Source organism: Synergistota bacterium (assembly GCA_021159885.1).
In the GTDB taxonomy this organism is placed as follows: Bacteria; Synergistota; GBS-1; order GBS-1; family GBS-1; genus AUK310.
The window spans coordinates 1-17,745 of the sequence record JAGHDO010000065.1; the positions used below are offsets into that span (position 1 = coordinate 1).

General features: G+C 43.5%; 20 protein-coding genes. 1 reads left to right on the plus strand and 19 read right to left on the minus strand.

What is annotated here, in order from left to right:
• The 18 genes from J7M13_06135 to J7M13_06220 all read right to left on the minus strand — a co-directional run.
• A partial coding sequence (locus tag J7M13_06135; protein MCD6363558.1) for a formylmethanofuran dehydrogenase subunit A occupies nucleotides 1-1,493 on the minus strand: 1,493 nt, incomplete at its 3' end.
• 5 nt (nucleotides 1,494-1,498) lie between these two features.
• The gene (locus J7M13_06140; GenBank protein MCD6363559.1) at nucleotides 1,499-2,770 is read right to left on the minus strand and encodes a formylmethanofuran dehydrogenase subunit B; all 1,272 of its coding nucleotides are present in this window, start codon (nucleotides 2,768-2,770) and stop codon (nucleotides 1,499-1,501) included.
• Nucleotides 2,760-3,146, minus strand: a complete 387-nt coding sequence (locus J7M13_06145; GenBank protein ID MCD6363560.1) for a hypothetical protein — start codon at nucleotides 3,144-3,146, stop codon at nucleotides 2,760-2,762. Before J7M13_06145 ends, J7M13_06140 begins: the two co-directional genes overlap by 11 nt.
• Before the next feature lie 2 nt (nucleotides 3,147-3,148).
• Nucleotides 3,149-4,216 carry an ATP-grasp domain-containing protein gene (locus tag J7M13_06150; protein MCD6363561.1) on the minus strand — a complete coding sequence of 356 codons (1,068 nt, stop codon included), beginning with the start codon at nucleotides 4,214-4,216 and terminating at the stop codon, nucleotides 3,149-3,151.
• 99 nt (nucleotides 4,217-4,315) lie between these two features.
• On the minus strand, nucleotides 4,316-5,854 hold the full coding sequence (locus tag J7M13_06155; protein ID MCD6363562.1) for a DUF2193 domain-containing protein: 1,539 nt from the start codon (nucleotides 5,852-5,854) through the stop codon (nucleotides 4,316-4,318).
• 191 nt (nucleotides 5,855-6,045) lie between these two features.
• Nucleotides 6,046-6,816 carry a nickel pincer cofactor biosynthesis protein LarB gene (larB, locus tag J7M13_06160; GenBank protein MCD6363563.1) on the minus strand — a complete coding sequence of 257 codons (771 nt, stop codon included), beginning with the start codon at nucleotides 6,814-6,816 and terminating at the stop codon, nucleotides 6,046-6,048.
• Nucleotides 6,810-7,301 (minus strand): DUF111 family protein, encoded by a 492-nt coding sequence (locus J7M13_06165; GenBank protein ID MCD6363564.1) that lies wholly within the window; start codon nucleotides 7,299-7,301, stop codon nucleotides 6,810-6,812. Before J7M13_06165 ends, larB begins: the two co-directional genes overlap by 7 nt.
• Nucleotides 7,302-7,366: 65 nt before the next feature.
• Nucleotides 7,367-9,145 carry a hypothetical protein gene (locus tag J7M13_06170; protein MCD6363565.1) on the minus strand — a complete coding sequence of 593 codons (1,779 nt, stop codon included), beginning with the start codon at nucleotides 9,143-9,145 and terminating at the stop codon, nucleotides 7,367-7,369.
• A gap of 175 nt (nucleotides 9,146-9,320) precedes the next feature.
• The gene (locus J7M13_06175) at nucleotides 9,321-10,679 is read right to left on the minus strand and encodes a sodium:solute symporter family protein (GenBank protein MCD6363566.1); all 1,359 of its coding nucleotides are present in this window, start codon (nucleotides 10,677-10,679) and stop codon (nucleotides 9,321-9,323) included.
• Nucleotides 10,680-10,913: 234 nt separating this feature from the next.
• Nucleotides 10,914-12,125 (minus strand): helix-turn-helix domain-containing protein, encoded by a 1,212-nt coding sequence (locus J7M13_06180; GenBank protein ID MCD6363567.1) that lies wholly within the window; start codon nucleotides 12,123-12,125, stop codon nucleotides 10,914-10,916.
• 3 nt (nucleotides 12,126-12,128) lie between these two features.
• Nucleotides 12,129-13,082, minus strand: a complete 954-nt coding sequence (locus tag J7M13_06185) for a GHMP kinase (protein ID MCD6363568.1) — start codon at nucleotides 13,080-13,082, stop codon at nucleotides 12,129-12,131.
• Nucleotides 13,079-13,633 (minus strand): DUF447 family protein, encoded by a 555-nt coding sequence (locus tag J7M13_06190; protein MCD6363569.1) that lies wholly within the window; start codon nucleotides 13,631-13,633, stop codon nucleotides 13,079-13,081. The genes J7M13_06185 and J7M13_06190 overlap by 4 nt, the downstream gene beginning before the upstream one ends.
• Entirely contained in the window at nucleotides 13,630-14,202 is a 573-nt protein-coding gene (locus tag J7M13_06195; GenBank protein ID MCD6363570.1) for a molybdenum cofactor guanylyltransferase, read from the minus strand. Before J7M13_06195 ends, J7M13_06190 begins: the two co-directional genes overlap by 4 nt.
• Before the next feature lie 24 nt (nucleotides 14,203-14,226).
• Entirely contained in the window at nucleotides 14,227-14,559 is a 333-nt protein-coding gene (locus J7M13_06200; GenBank protein ID MCD6363571.1) for a carboxymuconolactone decarboxylase family protein, read from the minus strand.
• 81 nt (nucleotides 14,560-14,640) lie between these two features.
• Nucleotides 14,641-15,198, minus strand: coding sequence for an ABC transporter permease (locus tag J7M13_06205; GenBank protein ID MCD6363572.1), 558 nt, complete (start codon nucleotides 15,196-15,198; stop codon nucleotides 14,641-14,643).
• Complete coding sequence (locus J7M13_06210; protein MCD6363573.1) at nucleotides 15,152-15,403, minus strand: hypothetical protein; 252 nt, start codon at nucleotides 15,401-15,403, stop codon at nucleotides 15,152-15,154. The genes J7M13_06205 and J7M13_06210 overlap by 47 nt, the downstream gene beginning before the upstream one ends.
• Nucleotides 15,373-15,921: a biotin/lipoyl-binding protein gene (locus tag J7M13_06215; protein ID MCD6363574.1), complete on the minus strand. Its 549-nt coding sequence runs from the start codon at nucleotides 15,919-15,921 to the stop codon at nucleotides 15,373-15,375. The genes J7M13_06210 and J7M13_06215 overlap by 31 nt, the downstream gene beginning before the upstream one ends.
• Nucleotides 15,911-16,492: a TetR/AcrR family transcriptional regulator gene (locus tag J7M13_06220; protein ID MCD6363575.1), complete on the minus strand. Its 582-nt coding sequence runs from the start codon at nucleotides 16,490-16,492 to the stop codon at nucleotides 15,911-15,913. Before J7M13_06220 ends, J7M13_06215 begins: the two co-directional genes overlap by 11 nt.
• Nucleotides 16,493-16,614: 122 nt before the next feature.
• Between J7M13_06220 and J7M13_06225 the strand changes: the two genes are divergently transcribed.
• Nucleotides 16,615-17,325 (plus strand): DUF2848 family protein, encoded by a 711-nt coding sequence (locus J7M13_06225; protein MCD6363576.1) that lies wholly within the window; start codon nucleotides 16,615-16,617, stop codon nucleotides 17,323-17,325.
• Between the two features lie 14 nt (nucleotides 17,326-17,339).
• Here the strand turns inward: J7M13_06225 and J7M13_06230 are convergent.
• Nucleotides 17,340-17,745: TRAP transporter large permease subunit (locus tag J7M13_06230; GenBank protein ID MCD6363577.1), on the minus strand; the 406-nt coding region annotated here is incomplete at its 5' end.

Genomic DNA, 17,745 nt, shown 5'->3' on the forward strand with positions numbered 1-17,745 from the left:
ATGATCCTACCGATAGAATCCGCCTCAACTATCTTACCATCCCTAACAACTATTTTTCCTTCCTTTAAAAGATACCTTACGCTTGATAGAGTATCAGCAACATCATCTTTCTTAGCATATAAGACTATATCCGCATCCGCTCCAACTCCAAGATGTCCCTTATTTTTCAACCCCAGCGCCTTTGCAGGACCGGCGCTAAGCATGATTATCATTTCCTCGAGGCTGAATTCTCTATCCATTTTGTGAAGGTGAATCCTTTTTCTGGCTCTTGAAGGAAGTCTTTTTATGATCTCATTTCGCGCACCCACGCTCGTAAGCCATCTTATAACCTGAGGGTAAAAGTAGAAAGGTCCTCCATTAGGACTATCCGTGGTCATAAACATCCGCCATGGGCCAAGAAGCAAAGCAAGCTCAAGACCAACCGCCCACTGAACCGCATTAACGAGATTGCTCATTTTATATCTATAAGGCACTATTCCCGAACCGCTTTCCATCTCCACATCAGCGCTTCCCCATCGGTTTCCAGAAAGTTTATGAAGTTTATACTCCCACGGCGTATCCGCCGTCATCGTCGTTGTATCCTCAAAGATAATCTGCCCCATATCCGCCGTAATATTTCTATAATTAGAAAGCTTTTCAACAACCTTCAGCGACTCTGACCTGAATGTTGCCCAACTATCTCCGCCATAGCAAAAGTATTGAAGATGAGTAAGATGAAGTCTGCTATCCTTAAAAGCTTCTATAGTATCCAAGGCTGCCTTATAGCTACCCGGAATTCCAAGATTATACGTATGAAGATGAACCGGATGCGGAAGCGAAAACTCCTCAACTACCTCGTTTAAGAGATTAACAACCTCGACAGGTTTTATCCCCCAAGGAGTTTCCTCCGAAAGAGAATTAAAAACCTTTCCCCACTTCCAGCTGTCTGTGCCCCCTGGGTTTACCACCTTTATAGCATACCCGGCAGAAGCCTTAAGAAGCCACCCTGCAAAGTACTTAGCTGCTTTTCTGTCTCCCTTCTTTATAAGGTGAAAAATAATATTATTATTACCCATAAGTATGTACATTCCCTTATCAATAACGGGCATATCCTCAAGCTCATCAAGAGCATGTCTTGCCTTTAAAGGAGGAACAGCTGGCTCCATAAGCGTGGAATACCCCAGAAGAAGATATCTATAAGCAGTTGTGAAAGTTGTTGGAATAGAAAAACCACTTCCTGAGCGAAGCTTTCCCTTTTTTCTCACCGGATCCTTAGCATGATCCTCCGGCCTCATGAGTCTCGCCGCATTGAGCTTTGGACCCGCTATATGACTATGTATCTCGATATTGGCAGGAGCTACTATCATCCCTCTTGCATCGATCGTTTTCACATCTCTACTATCAACGCGCTCAACTATTTTACCTGCCTTTATATGGATCTCCTTTTCCTCTCCTATAACTCCATTTAAGGGATCATAAACTAACCCATTTCTGATTATCAAAGCATCACTCATGATACTTACGCCCCCTTAAGTCTCCTTAAGATCTCATCGAGGATCTCCTCGTCAGATGGATAGGGAGATGAATCAAGTATTTTCTTAACTCTCAGCGGGACTCCATCCATTCTGTAAGCGGTGCCCTCAACGTATATCCCAACCTGAGCGGTAGGTATAACGATATTTGCGGAAACCGCGGTTAAGCTAAGCTTAGGATCTATAGCTATAAGGGGAAGCTCAAGCATCACTTTAACGGCATCCCGCGGGAAATTGGCAACTGGATCGGAAGCTATAACGAGAACGCAATCTACTTCTTTCCTTCTTAAAAGATCAACTGCGGAATATTCACCCGGATTATAACGTGGATAGCCCAACGAAAAGTTTATGGCAAACGGATACCCAGTCTGCCAGAGAAGGCTGCTCGCTGCTCCCTTAACGTTATAATGTCCCCTCATCGCTACGACAGACCATCTCGTATGAGCATTTAGCTCAACGACAAGAGATATAGCTGCCTCAACATTATGATATTTCCCCCTCGTCATGGTAAGCCCCATGCCTATGAAAACGACACCATACTTCGCCGAAAGCATTACATCAAGAAGTTTCCTTAAATCCTCAACCTTAACCCCACTTATCTCACTTGTGGCTAACTCTCCTCCCTTTAGCATGTATCGCAAAGCGTTTAAAACCTCATAATCTCCCCCAGGATTTACCCTTATGAACATATCTGCCATCTTCGCCGAGGGAGTCTGTCTAACATCAACCACTACCAGCTTCCTTCCCTTTCTCCCTTCGGGAGTAAACATACCCTTGGGAAATAAGGAATACCGCTCATAATGCCTCTGATGAGACTCGAGAGGATTGGAACCCCAAAACACCAGAACATCTGCCCTATTCTTGACCTCCCCAAGCGTGCAGGTAGGTATTCCCGTCTGATGTATCGCAAGTGCCGTTGGCCCATGACAAATGGAGGACGTTTGATCTATAGACGCCCCAATAAGCTCAGCGATTTCCAAAGCCTTTCTATGCGCCTCTATCGATGTCGAGCTTAAGCCATAAATGAGAGCATGTTTACTTCTCCTAAGTATGTCCACAGCCTTTCCTATGGCATCCTCAAGGGAAACTTTCCTTCCATCAATGGAAGGAAAGGATAAATCCTCACCATGCTTCATAAAGAGGGATCTACCTATTCCACAAGCCCTGGCAACGCTTTTTATCCTCCCATTCTCTACCTCAATCGATATGTCATCGCATAAGCAGCCACAGAAAGGGCAAACAACGTTTTCAATTCTCACCTTTTTTCACCTCTTCCAGCACTCTTTTCCAATCCCAGATTTCCTCCTCAGTAGGAGAGATATAAAGCCTCAATCCCTTAAGATCCGGCATTCCAACACCGTGCGTATTTGAAGATGTAAGAAGATTTGCCCAGGGGCCGTATGGCATAAAAGCCATTCCCCTTGGAAGGTTTCCCTTCGCTGCGCGTACAACTACCCTCCCAAAATCAGTTCTCAAAAGAACACTCATTCCATCTTCAATGCCAAGCTCTTGCATATCTTCCTCGTTAAGAAAAACCACCGCAACATCTTTCTTATAAGACTCGGTAGTTTTCCCATCATGAAGAGCTATTCCTTGACGAGCGGTGCGTCCGGTGATCAGACAAAACTCTCTCATCGTTATCCGATCCCCCTTTCATAAAGCCACATTTTTTCCTCGAGCAATTTATTTAGTACGTCCGCTATACTATTCCCCACAGCAAAAACTGTGCATACCGGTCTACCTCTTGGTATCAGCTCATCTTCATGAGGGATGTCCCTGAAGCCCCTCTCCCACATTCTCTCGCTCTTAAAGCCAGTGAGCCTACGCTCAGCGTAAACTATGCCCTTCGCTATATACCCCCTTGGCCTCAGAAAGAGATTGATAAGCTCTCCCCTACAGGCTGAAATATGAGCTATCATTAGACTCGTTCCTGTGCTTCTCTCTATAAGCTCCATAGAAGCGGTATACCTCGGGTTAACCTCTATAAAGTAGGGGCCTTTTTCACCTATCACTATATCCACTCCTCCAACGCCCTTAAAACCGGTGCTTTCAACCAGCCTTCCTACCCAATCCTCTATCCTGTCTCTGTAAATTCTATTAACGTGATAAGGATAAACGTTCCCGCACCATTTAAAGCCCCCCGCACCAAGATCTTGCAATCCTATAAGCTGTTTCGTTATACCCACGGGGGAAAATTCCCTGCCATTTGCAACAAATAGAAACGAAATGCTTTCTCCCTCGATAAACTCCTGAAAATAGTAACCCCTCTTTAGCCTCATGCCTTCTTTCCAAAAGTTTATTCCCTTTCCTCCACCACTTTTATACGGCTTCATAAGCCATCTTCCATCCGAGGGAGGGGTAAGAGAAACACGAGGTATACTTATTCCAAGACGACTCGCAAGTTCCCACCATTTTATACCAGGTCTGAGGACCTCCACTACAGAGAACTCGTTTCCCAGAATTCTTTCTCCCAAGCGCCTAAGAATGGCAGGATGATTTTCCAAAACAGATGTATAAATAATCTTTTCCTCAGGATATAAGGAAAGCCTCAGTTCAAGCTCCTTAAGTGAGCGAACAAGCTCAACGCGCGATGCTAATCTACAAAGATCCCAGTCTCCAAAGAAATCAACCGCTATTAATTTAGCTATTCCAGCTTTCTTTGCGGATTCAACAGCAGATCTTACGCTAAATCCAGCTATTATCATGATCTTAATAATCTACCGCCGACCTTTATAAAGGTCGGCGGTAGATATTAAATTTCCACGTCAGATCAGTTCTCCATATATTTCAAGGAGCTAAAGCTTCTATACAGCCACGTCCCACTGACAGTATCCCTTAGCGCCTTTGCCCTCACCGAGGACGTAAGGCACATCTCTCTTTATCAAGCTCGTAGCAGCACAGTTCTTACAACCCCTAACTGGCGCTCCGGGCTTATCAGGATAGAGAGCTATGATATTGGTCATAAGGGTCGCGGTAACAACTTCGGGCGTTAGGTAGCATGGGAAGTCTGCAAGCTTCATCAAAGCGGCAAAGCGCTGAGTAATAGCACATGCGGGATAGGTGTAACGGTGCGGATTCGAGATAACTTCATTCTCATCAACCGGCCTCAAATCTACCTCAACGCCCCTAATCTTTCCGCCTCCGCCTTTCGGAGTGATCTCAAGTATGCTCTCACCCCTGACCAGGATGTCCATGAAGTCCACATTATGGAGCTCATCTGCCTCACCACGTTTCGGATTCATAGCAGCGTAATTGTAGAAGCGCTTAACAAGGAAGTCCACCAGCATCGGAACCGTGATGCTATCCTTCCAGAGGATATAAGCGGTGGCACAAGCTGTTGAACCGGTCGCTATAGCCAAGACATCCCACTCGCTCTTGAAGGCATCCTGCTCAAGTGCCCTCTTCAAAGTATTCTCCATTACCTTAGCAACGGCCTCGTATATAGCGAATGTCATATCATCTTTGAACATATTATAAGCTGACTGAGCTATATGGTGTCCCACATCTCCAACACAGTAAGCGGGAACGACCACTATATTAGCGGGATGAACTCCTGCCTTATAGGCAGCCTCAACATAGGGTCTTATACGCTCCTTATACTCCTTCATGTACTTGCGAACATCAAAGGAGCTGTGAGGTCCATGACCTCCAAGATTATGGGTCTCCATCAATCTCGCCTGAGCCTCAACGGGCTCACGATAGATAAACTGGAACTGCTCAACTTCTGCCTGCTCGGCTTCTGCAAGGGTCTTACCACTTTCAACAGCAGCGCGGAAAGCGGCACCCAACCCATACGAGGTATTCATTCCCCAGGACTTAGCGGCGAGAATCGTGCGCTTATGATCCTTAGGAATGTCAAGCTTTTGCAAGATCCGGTTCACCACATTGGGAACGGAACCAACTGACATCGCGAAATCGACAACACAGGTGGGACCATACATACCACCGTATCTTCTCGCTGCTTCGCGCCCTATTAGAGCCTTATTTTCAGCGATAGCGTCGATAAATTTCCACATCGATTTCTTAAACTCAGGATCTATCTCATACAGAATCTCCAGAATTGGTGGCGTCTGATAGTGCTCAACAAATGGATCATCCTCCGGGCGAATCGTATCAGTTAAACTCTTTAAAATCTCATAGTGAGCATTAACTGACTGAACATGCAGATCTATAACTTCTTTCTTCTGATCCCCAATGGGTTTCATTTCGTTAACAGCATCAACATACGGCTTACAATCCGTGATCTTAAACTCTCCGCCCCTCTTCTCTCTGATGACTCCAAGCACAGCGTTAGCTGCCCCTACCGCCTCATTTACCATCTTCTGATACAGCTCTTTGCTCATCTAATCGACCCCCCTTCTTGGTTTTTAATGCCCCACTGCCTCAGCTCGTCTCCTCTCAGCTCTCACCCCCTCTTTAATCAGGTCATCGTTTTAAAGTAAGTATAATATTGCGTATTAAATAGTATATCAGATAATCAAGGAAATCAATTGTACAAATATACAAAAAATGGGAGATTGTATTGTCCTTGTGTTCATGCGCTGGCAGAGTTCCTATAAGCAAGAGCATTTATCATATGGGCGAGTACACCTGCCCCAAATCCGTTATCTATGTTCACCACAGCTATTCCAGGAACGCAGGTATTAAGCATGGTTAAAAGAGCAGAAATTCCATTAAAGTTAGCTCCATATCCAACGCTTGTTGGAACCGCAATAACCGGGCATGATACCAAGCCAGCTATAACACTTGGAAGAGCCCCCTCCATGCCTGCAACTACCACTATAACGTTAGAAGATCTTAAAACTCCAAGATAAGGGAAGATTCTATGAATACCAGCAATTCCGACATCATATATCCTCTCAACTTGATTTCCAAGAACCTCAGCTATAACAGAAGCTTCCTCAGCAACCTTTATATCAGAGGTTCCCGCAGTTACCACTGAAATTCCTTTTCTCCTTTTCTTCTTAACTCTCTCTAAAACTGCCATTCCCGCAGACTCACGATACTCTATCTCTGGAAGCTCTTCCTTTATAACATCAAAAATCTCCTCACTTACATGAGTGAAAACTATATCACCTTCTCTTTCTCTTAGCGCTCTTGCTATTCCCCGAATCTGCTCTTTAGTTTTTCCTCTACAAAAAATCACTTCCTCTATGCCCCTTCTTAAAGAGCGATGCGAATCGAGCTTAGCAAAACCAAGATCGATGTAAGGAAGATCCTTGAGTTCCTTTATAAAAGCATCTTCATCTATCTTGGACTCCTTAAATAGTCGAAGAAGCTTCCTAAGATGTTCCTCCCTTAGCAAAGCGATGTTCCCTCCTTTTTGAGACACAGTTTTCTACCTGCAAGCCTGACTCTGATTTCACTCTCCTCCATGAAAGCGAGGCTTTCTAAAAGACTTTTAAGGGGAGCTATAGGAATTCCTTCCTCCCTCCAAATTTTTCTCAAATCCTCAAACTCAACTTTAGCCCAAGAATTATCCTCTTTCATCCTCTTTATCCTAACCTTAAAGGTAGCACCTTCAAGCTCTATCGATACAATCTCATAAAAGTAAGGAAGAGATATATGCTCTTCCTTAAGAAACCTTACTCCTATAGTTCCCATTTCTTTAAATATAAAATCTACAACCCTGTCTTTTTCGCTCTCTTCAGTATCAACCAGAAGCAATACCCCAAGTCTTCCCTTCTTCGTCAAACCATTAATTGCATAAACGCTCTTGGCTCCTCTTTTAAGAATGCCATCCATATAAACAGGCAAAAGCTCAAGATTTATATCATCCAGGTTAACCATTAAAAGCATCTTCTCTCTCCTTACTTAAATGGGGAGGCCAGCTTTATGGCCTCCCCCATTTCATCCTAAAGCGTTTTTACTATCTCTACCGCAAGCTTAGCTACCTTCCTCGCTATATCCTTAGCTCCTGGAATAGCACCAGTTATATAAGCCCCCTGTTCTGCTATCTTTCCGGCATCTTTCCATGTATACTTGCCCATTGCAGCAGCTACCGCAGCTGGAACCGTAACATTTATAATGGTATGACCAGAGTATTGAAGCTCTTGAGCCACAGCAGACGCTATTGCAATAGGAAGTCCCCATTCTTCTGAAAGCTCTCCTTTAGCTGCTGCAGGAGCAGCTTTATGAGAAAGTCCTTCCACCTTATGGCTCTTTCCATCTATGGTTATCTCCATATCTATGTCAGAGTCGAACCCCCAATACTGCTTAACAAACGGATGGCTTCTTCTCGCAGCACCTGCGAGTTTCAAGAACTTAACTTTTATATCTTTACCCATAACCACTGATAGAAGCTTCGAAGCATTCTCTTCAACAAACTTCTTGCGTTCATCATCAAACATGCGGGTTATTTCCTCAAGGGATTTTCCATCTCTAAGCATGTTATAAGCTTTTTCTGCTCTCTTCGTTATTCCAGCTATTCTAATCGGTTCGCTCGCATAGATCATGACGTCAGTCACAGGTCCTCTCCTAACCTGCTCCGCTTTTCTCGCTATTGTATTCATGGAAATCGTTGCCATTTCAGGATCGAACCACTGCTCACGTTTTATCTTCCTCAAAATCTCAGCAGTTTTATCCATATCCCCTTTAGTATCCACAAGCAGACACATAGCTATGACTGCATCGCAAACCAAGTGTCCGAGAGGTGGATTAACCGGGCCACCCGAGAAGCCGGCCCCGAAGAATATGGCATTATCAAGAGCAGCCATTATTTCATTAAATGTCATCATCCCTATAACACTGGGAGCTCCTATATCCTTAAAGATCAAGGCAAGATCCCCTATGAAGTGAGCAGTATCGAACTCCCTATCAGTTCCCCTTATCTTCATTTTCTCCGGAAGACCCGCCGTTTCAGCAGCGGACTTTCCAGCAAGGTAAGATGTCGTATCCACAAAGAACTCCCCATACTGCTCTCCTATAAAACCATCCGGATGAACTATTTCCATCGCTGCAGCTGCTCCTAAAACGGCGCAAATAAAGGGACTGGGAGATAATCCTGCCCCACTATAGGCATTCATCATTGCCTCGGTTGCTATCTTAGCACCGTTTATGGCTATCTCAGGAAAGACTATATCCTCGCCCAGAACACTGTGCCCATAAATAGCTCCCCCTGCTAAAAACGGTGGGAGTTTCTTTCCAACTATGCTTGTAAGTTTTCCCTCTTCCATAGCATCGTATATAGCCTTAACCGCAGCGAAAGCGGATAACCTATTAGAAAGTTTGGGAGTTGGAATAGCAGCAACTCCAGCTCTATCTGCCCCAGCAAGGATCCTCGCCATGGCACCGAGCTTTCTGTTTCCTGCAGGAACGCCAGCTCTCGCATTGGTGCCAACAAGATACATCAATGAAGCCACTATCAAAGCAGCGTTAGCAGAATCAGCTCCCGCCAGCTTAGCTGCATCTATTGCTTTTTTCATTATGTCTTCGACGGGAAGTTCAGCTACACTTGCATCGGTAAGCTTATAATCCTCCCCTCTCATTACTTCCTCAGCTATAACATTAGCAGCTACTATAGCCGCTATGTTAAGCATCCCATGCCCTTTCGTTAAAGCCTCTATTCTATCATTGGTCATATAATCCGGTTTCGATGTCGCTGCAGTCACGGCAGCAATTACCTCTTTTTCCATCTTTCCCCCCCCTTTCAGAGATATTCATCAACTTCATACTACCTTTTTGTCTGAAGGTGCTACCTATATCAATTCTCACCTCCCTTTTATACATTTAATCCTAATTTTCAGTATAAGCTTCTTGAGAAATAGAATCAATTGTACAGAATGACAATAAAATCCCTTTTATCATGGTTCAGAAGCACATGTTCTTGAAAACCTTTCTTAAAAGGATGCTTAGAAACCATATTCCTCCCGAAACGGCAAGCCCATAAAGAACTGACATAGATGTATCTCCCAATTTGAGTATCTTCCAAAACAAAACCGCTCCTCCTCCACCTATCATGCTCAATACAACCGGTAAAACGTGATCTCTACCATCCTTGAAATAGAAAGCACCGATAAGGGGAATAAGCGAGCTCGAAACGAAAAGCGAAAAGGCAAAAATTGCAGCTTCAATAATATTTGAAAACCAGAATGCGCTCAAAAAGGATAAGCATGCAGAAACAAGAACACCAAGCTTACTAAGTTTAGCCTCATCCATGAGATGAAATCTAAGAGGTCTTAATATATCATGGGCTATAACCCCTCCTGCTATCAGGAGATAGCTATCTGCAGTTGACATAACCGCGGATAAGATAGCTATAACAACGAGGTCTCTAACACCTGGTGGCAAGACCGCTTCCACAACTTTGGGAAAGACGGCATCGGGCAAAACCTTATTACCGAGCAGAACAGCCCCAGTTAAGCCAACTATAAGAGCCACTATGGTCATCACAGCGTCTATCAAGCCAACAGTTGCCACTCCAAAGCTCGCAATATGGGGACTTCTGGCAGCATTACACCTCTGATAGAAGGAGGGATTAGCCCAGAAGGGAAAAGTAAAAACTATAAAAAAGGAGAATATATCCCAGGAAGAAAAGGCAGGTGGATAGGAAGAGGCTACTCTTTCTAAAGTATCCCAACCTCCAACTGCCCTTAGACTAAATATAACAACTATGGATAAACCTATAATAACAAGAAAAAACTGCGCTATATCGGTTTCAACAACCTTCTTAAAACCACCAAGCAGGGTATAAAAAACAGTTATAATGAGCACAATAAGTGCTCCATAGATAAAGGGAACGCCCAGCATAACTTTCATTATATGTCCTGCAGCCATGACGTTAGTGGCTATAAGCGTAACGCTATACAGCAAAACGAAAAGGGAAGATATCACAGAAACCAGCTCACCGTAGGCCTTCTCTATAACTCCGCCAACGGTAAAACCGCCTTCTATAAGATTTATCTTTCTGGCAAATATTATCGAAAAGGTATATACACCGATAGATGTGGGAATAGCTATCCAAAGCGCATCATAACCGAGCATGTAGCAATACCCTGTAAAGCCGAGTATTATCGCAGAGTCCACCCATGTTGACATCAAGGTCAAGGAAGTCTCAAGCATACCGAGCCTTCTGTCTGATAAAAAGTAGGATTTAAAACTATCTGCTTCCCTTGCCCTCCATAGACCGATAAGCGAAAGAAAAACCAGATAGAAAGCTAAGCTTGCCATGTTGTTTTCCCTCTTTCATCCTTGTGTTTAAGATTAAAAAGTAAGACGATGATCCAGAAAAAGATCTGCTCTAAGATGTAGATAAAGAGTAGCCACTTCCCATGCACTCTAAGCACCTCCTTACCTGCGTTTTAAACACAATAAAAGGTGGGAGATATACCCCCATTCCAACCCATAGGTTATATCTCCCATCTTAGGAAAACAAGTGTTTCGAAAAACAACGTTCTTTACTCTTCACTGTTCAGCTAAACATATAGAATTCAAGGTCTCTGCTTGAAGAGCTAACCAGAGGAAAAACGCAGATGGGGGCTTTTGAGGATCAAGCTGTGTCATTTTCTTTATCTTTTTTAACCTGTAAAATAGCGTGTTCTTGTGAATAAACAAACGCTCAGACGCAAGTAAAGCATTCATATTGGAGTTCAAATAAACTCTTAGTGTTTCCATAAGATCTTCCCTCTTTAGCACATCTTTAAGAATAGTTCTCACAAAGCGCTCCCTTAGCTTCAAATCAGCGCTTCTTATAAGATTTCCAAGTAAGATCACAGGAGCATTATGTATGAATATCCTGCTATTATCGAATTTCGAAAGAAGTATTCCTATTTCAAGGGCGGAAAGAGCTTCTTTGAACGAGGCTTTTAGATTTGGGAGTGCAGTAGCACAAGGTCCCACACCAGCATACGCACTCACGCCCATCTCTTTACCAAGGCAGGTTAGCAAATCCTCCAGCCATCTAAGATCTTCCATAGCAACGCAGCACCTAAAATCGCACTTATTCTCAACCTTCAGTATAACAAAAAGGCCCCCGCTTACGTGAGCCACGAGATCTTTATCCGTAATTCTTGGAGAGGATCTACAAACGTTCAAAACCTTCTCTTTAACATCATATCTAAGAGGTTTCTTGGATATGCTTTCCTCCATTATCCTCAGAGCGTTTCTTATAACCATCCCATATTCGGGTATACCTATGGTTATCGCAAACCTTGGAAGAAAGAAATCATATCCCAAGATATTAGCGTAGGAGGCCACATCCTCCCAGTTGCAATAGCCACTTCTGAGGAAACCACCTATAAAGCTATCCAAAGCTTGCTTTTTAAGGTTTTCCATCGTCTGAGCAAACCTCTGACGCAGAAGGAGTTCTATAGTAATAGAAGTCAGTCTTCCTATATCCCTTATATGTTCTCCCTTTCCCGTTATCCAAAGCACCCCTATAACCTCGCTTCCTAAAAAAATCGGAAAGTTAGCTCCACTATCCCCTTCCTCAGGATCAACCTCTACTATTTCCTTCTTTTCTATAACTTCAATGGCTTCCTTATAGGTTTGCCCTATCCACTTAGGATCGGTACTTCCCACAACCACGCCCTGATCGTTAGCTATGCTTATCTCCCTTCTCACCACCGGGTATATTTTATCGATTACCTCTTTTGCAATTTCCTCAGTTATACGCATGATCTAACCCTCCCCTTCTGCTATCCTCCTTCCATCCAGACTAACACCACTTAACCAGCTCTCCCCCGCTATTCCAGAATGCACCATGAATTCGTCGACCTTCGCCTTAAGCTGTCCTGCCATCTTTCCCTTCATAACCAAGCCATAAACCACGGGTCCCCACGAGCTCTGTCCCGCTCCATAGGCACCTTCCTCAAGCATTAGTGATATAAGCTTCTCACAAATATCATGAGCGAATATCCCTCCCTGTGAGAGAGAAAATATTTCTCCTACCTTTCTCTGAATCAGCGTGAGATACTTACCGAACGATTCTATATCCTTCTCAAGCAGGGATGGTAAAAGCCCCATCAGGATAAGATGGGAGATCTCAAAAACATTCGCATCCTTTAGAAGCTCAAACTTCTTATCTTCAAGCTTACCGTGAATGTCGAGATCAATGTGAGGATATACCACGAGGAAAAGCCAGTTCGGGGGAAAATCTATGTGAAAGAGAGGAAGTGGAGGATCCCGAGTTTCCACCTTTCTACCAGCGTCAACATTAAAGCCACCTTCGAAATAGGACATTATCCCAACACCGGATCTTCTACCTCTTTCGCTTAAATCTATTATGTCTCTCTTAGAGTGAGGGGTCTCATAGAGCCTAAAAATAGCCTCACTTATAGCCAGAGATAGTTGGGTTCCTGCTCCCAGCCCTTTATGAAAGGGTACGGACGAGAAAACTCTCACACTCAGGGAAATCTCCTTCCTTAGTAGCCTCCTTGCTCTTTCTATTATGCCCCTTATCTTAGCCACAGCCTCCTCACTTTCGGCACTAATAACTTCGAAATCGCTTTTCTTTATCTCGATACCCCAGCTGGGCTTTTCTATAGCAACTCCCACGCTTCCAAAAACCCTCCCGGTTTTACCAAAAGGATCTATAAAACCCAAATGCAATCTTGACGGCGTAAAAATTATCATAACAACCCCTCACTCCTTAAGAAATCTCTTAAATAAACCCACGCACGTTTCTCCTTGTCCCCGCCAGTCTTAAAAACGATCCTCTCGTTATCGCGGAAAAAGTCAGTTATCTTCTTTTCAGGATATATCCCCAATCTACTCACAAGAATGGCTCCCTCTATGACCAAGAAGCGTGCCCTATTGAACATACATGGAGCTCTCCTCACTCTCTCGAGGAGGACCTTAGCTTTAAAGTTAGCCCTGTTTTTCCCCTCCAATATGGAGCAAACCTTTACCTCCATATACATATAGGCGTCCTTTAAAACCCAACCATCAACAACCTCAGCGCTATCCCAAGGAAATACAGGATCTGAGATCACGGACTTCGCGATAATTTCAACGTTATCAACGAAGTTAACGACCGCTTCGCCTGTTACCTTTAAAAACTCATAAGTATCCGATGTCTTGAAAGGAGAGATAAGCAGATATCTATCTTCCAAAAACCTTATTCCCATGGGGGCTATGTTGAATTCGCTTTCCCATTTGGTCGTTAGAACTATTTCATAAATCAAGGCAGCTTCTCCAGTTTGCTTCTAAGTTTTATTAAATCCCCCGGCTCATTAACGTTAAAGAAGGCTTCTGAAGGGAAAAGCTCCGCCTCTATGAACTTCACCCATGGGGATCTTTCAATCGCACCGTGAAGGCTACTTATGCCACTTTCTAAGGCATCTTTGAAAAAAGGCGCTATTCCAGATCTATATATCGCATGAAGAGGTTCCATAAAACCGTTTTCCCAGCGTGGAATAACAGCAAGATCGCAGTCGGATAAAGAATTAATCAGTAGGTTTATTCCCTCTCCGGAGATCAAAGGCATATCACCCGCAACCGCGATAACTTCCTTTATGCCCCTTTCAGCAAGTCCCTCAAGCAGAGAAGCGAGAGAAGGCAATATCCATCTTTCATTATCCTTTATTAAAGGAACGGAGCAATTGAAGGAAATCTTACTGTAAACTAAAACATCCAACCCTATAGCCCTTAGACGGCTTATAACGAGGTCAATCATGCGCAGGCCCGGTCTGACTTCTATAAAATGCTTTCCCGGAAACCTGCGCGACGTTCCGACGAAAACTACAGCCAGCAAAGAAGGAAAGCTTTTCTCTATTCCCTATTTAGCACCAAACTGCTCACAGGCATCCAACAGATATCTCAAATAAGCTACCGCGGGGCCTCCGCCCATAAGCCCTGCCACAAGCCCTGCTTCTATAATTTCCTGCTTGGTAGCTCCAGCTTCTATGGCATTCTTAACATGAAAGGCAATACAGAAGGGACAGTGAGCAGTTACAGCGAGAGCCACAGATATGAGCTCCTTCACTTTAGTCGATAGAGCTCCCTCCTTCTCTGCCTCATGAACGAACCCCATAAGAGCCTTAACATAGCTTGGATCAGCCTCCCCAGCTTTCTTCATGAGATCCATAAACTGCTCATAATACTTTTTCATGTCAATAGATAAATCACTCATCTTCATACCCCCTTACCTTTCGGCACTTTCCAAAAAAGATTATATCACAGCACAGATATTTTACCATCTCTTCTTAAACCTCAAAGTCGAAAAAGTAAGTATAAGACTTCCAATAATAAGAAGCAGTATAATATCCTTCCATAAAATATCAAAGCCTGCCCCTTTAAGGAATATTCCTCTGATTATGTCGAAGAAATATCTCAGTGGAACGGCATAGGTAATATACTGGAAAGCCTTAGGCATACTATCAATCGGAAAGATAAACCCGGATAGATATATCGAGGGCATAACAACAACGAAGGAAACCGTCATCATGGCTTGCCCCTGGGTATCCGAAATCGTGGAAATAAACAACCCCATGCCCAAAGTGCTGAGCAGAAAGGCCAAGGATGACAGAAAAAGAAGGGAATAAGGCCCTCTGAAAGGAACTTTAAAAAGATATATAGCTACCAGGGAAACCAGAATAACATCCATAATTCCCAAAATAACAGCTGGTATCATTTTCCCAAGAATTATCTGATATCTTTTAATTGGAGTCACGGCAAGCTGTTCTATAGTTCCCACCTCTTTCTCACGAACCACCGATGTAGCCGTCAGCATCGTAGTTATAATCATCAAGACGGTGCACAGAATACCAGGAACCCATAAAGCTCTTACTTTTAAGCTCCGGATTATATAGAATTCTATCCTTAAGGATCGCCTTAGCTTCTCGGCCAGCACGATACGAAGAGCTTATTTGAGCTATATAGCTCATGCCGAGCGTAGCGACATTGGGATCGGTCCCATTCAGTATTACCAAAACGCTGCACGGAAAGATCGGCAAGAGAGAAAAACCGCTCTATATCCTGCAAGGGCTCTTTTATAGGCAAAATAGGCATCATCGTATTTCTTTCTCGGAAAAACTTTGGCTTCATAAAGTCTCTTAGCCCTCTCGCAGTTCTTCTTAGCATTATCAAGGGAAAGCTTGGCCTGGCGAAGCTTTTCCCTCACGCGGGCTATATCTTCTTCACGAGCTCCCTTCCTTATCATGCGATATCTCGCCTCAGCGCCCGCAAGGGTAGTTTTAAGCTTCCTTAACGTTAATCTATAATCTTCGTCGTCTATAAAAGCCAGCGGGGTTCCTGCCTTCACTCTCTCCCCCTCATCGACCGCTATTTTGGAAACCTTTCCTGGTACGAGAGAAGCAACATAGATAATATCTGCATCGACGGTTCCTGAAACTTTTATAAAGCTCTTCTCTTCCCCTCTCCCAAATCTCCCCAGATAGAAATATAAAGAGGCAGATATAACTACTACCAGTACAATGAGCGATACGAACTTTCTCGCTCTCTTAACCTTCACGGAAGCCTTTCCTTCCCTCCTCGGTTAATACACCCTCCATAAATATAGAAAGCACATTCTTAAGCATATCAGGGGGAGTAACTTCAAACTCAGCTATAGCATTAGGATTCACAAATTGTACTATCAAGTGAAATAAAAATCTTCCCATAAACTCAAAGCTGATATCGCTCCTTATCTCCCCTCTTTCCTGCCCTTCTTTCATGAAAGAGACGATTCTTCTTATAACTCTGCATCTTTTCTCCTCTATCTTTTCCCAGAGATCAGGCATACTTCTCAGATCATCAAGCATTGGAGGGGTAAGCTCTGAAACCACCTTTGAGATTTCTCGAAGCCAAAGAGAAAAAAACCTGGGAAGAGTCTTAGTCTCCTCAAGTGAGGAAAGCACTTTTCTCACCGCCGGTTCCATCATCGCGTCGATGACTTCCTCTATCAACCTCTCTTTGGATGGGAAATACCTATATATCGTTCTTTTGCTTATCCCAAGCTTTTTCGAGATCTCGTCCATAGATACTTTCCTGAAGCCATAAACCTGAAACAGCTCTTTCGCTCCCTTTATGATTCTTTCCCTCAAAAGGAAAACCTCCCCTTTGTAAACTAAAAAAACTATTTTCGTTTACACTATAACAAAAGCTAACCTAAATTTCAAGCTGTATAATAAAGGAAGAACTTCAGAGGAAGGAGGGCTATAAGGGAATGAAAAGGATATCTCTGAAATACAGATCGAGGGATGGCAAGAAAGAGGAAAAGGTAGAGCTTATTTGGGACAGCTGTGTTGCCTGCGGCTACACCGGAAGAAACAGAAAAGCGGTCTTAGATCACATAGAAGAGCTTAAAAAGCTCGGGGTTCCAGCCCCAGAGAAGGTTCCAGCAACGTACTGGGTAGATCCAGAAAGAGTAAGCACCTCTTCTGAAATCTACGTCATAGGAGATAAAACATCTGGAGAAGTGGAAGTATTCATGGCAAAAGACAATAAGGGAGAGACCTTCATTACCGTAGGAAGCGATCACACCGACAGGGAATTAGAGCGCATATCGGTTTCTAAGGCAAAGCAGATTTGTCCCAAAATTATAGCTACCGAATGTTGGAAGCTTTCCGAAATAAGAGAACACTGGGATAAGATAATCTTAAGAATGGAAGTAAAAACCTCAGAAGGAGAAGGGCCATTTACTCTATATCAAAAAGGGGAACTCATAACCCTCCTGCCTCCCGAGGAGCTTGAAAAACTTGCTTACTTGGAAAGACCTGAATATGCTCATCTCCCCTCCATCTTCGGAGGGACTATTCCCATCCTCACCGAGGAAACTATATTCGCAAGCGTTTACAGATTATCCATGCATGATCCCATATTAAACAGGACGATAACCCACACCTACAGAGTTATCAACCTTCCAGATAAAATCTAAAAATTCGTTTGTGATCAACCCACCTTAGTTGCCAGGAACAAAGCGATATAAGGGAACTTTATAAGTATAGCGATCATAAGAAGCATCATAAAAACAAAGGGAACGCTTCCGACTATTATATCCGTTATGGTTCCTCTCCCCCTTATTCCCTGAACCACATAGAGATTTAAGCCAACCGGAGGGGTTATCAAAGCCATCTCTATGAGAAGTATAAGCAGTATGCCAAACCAGATAGGATCATAGCCCTTATCGACTATTATGGGGAAAACTATGGGTATCGTTAAAACCATCATGGAAAGGGTTTCAATGAAAAATCCTAAAACTATATATAAAGCTATTATAACGAGAAGCGTCTGAAAAGGAGACAAACCAAGATTGGATATAAACTCGCGTAGGGTATCAGTAAGCCCAAGAGAAACG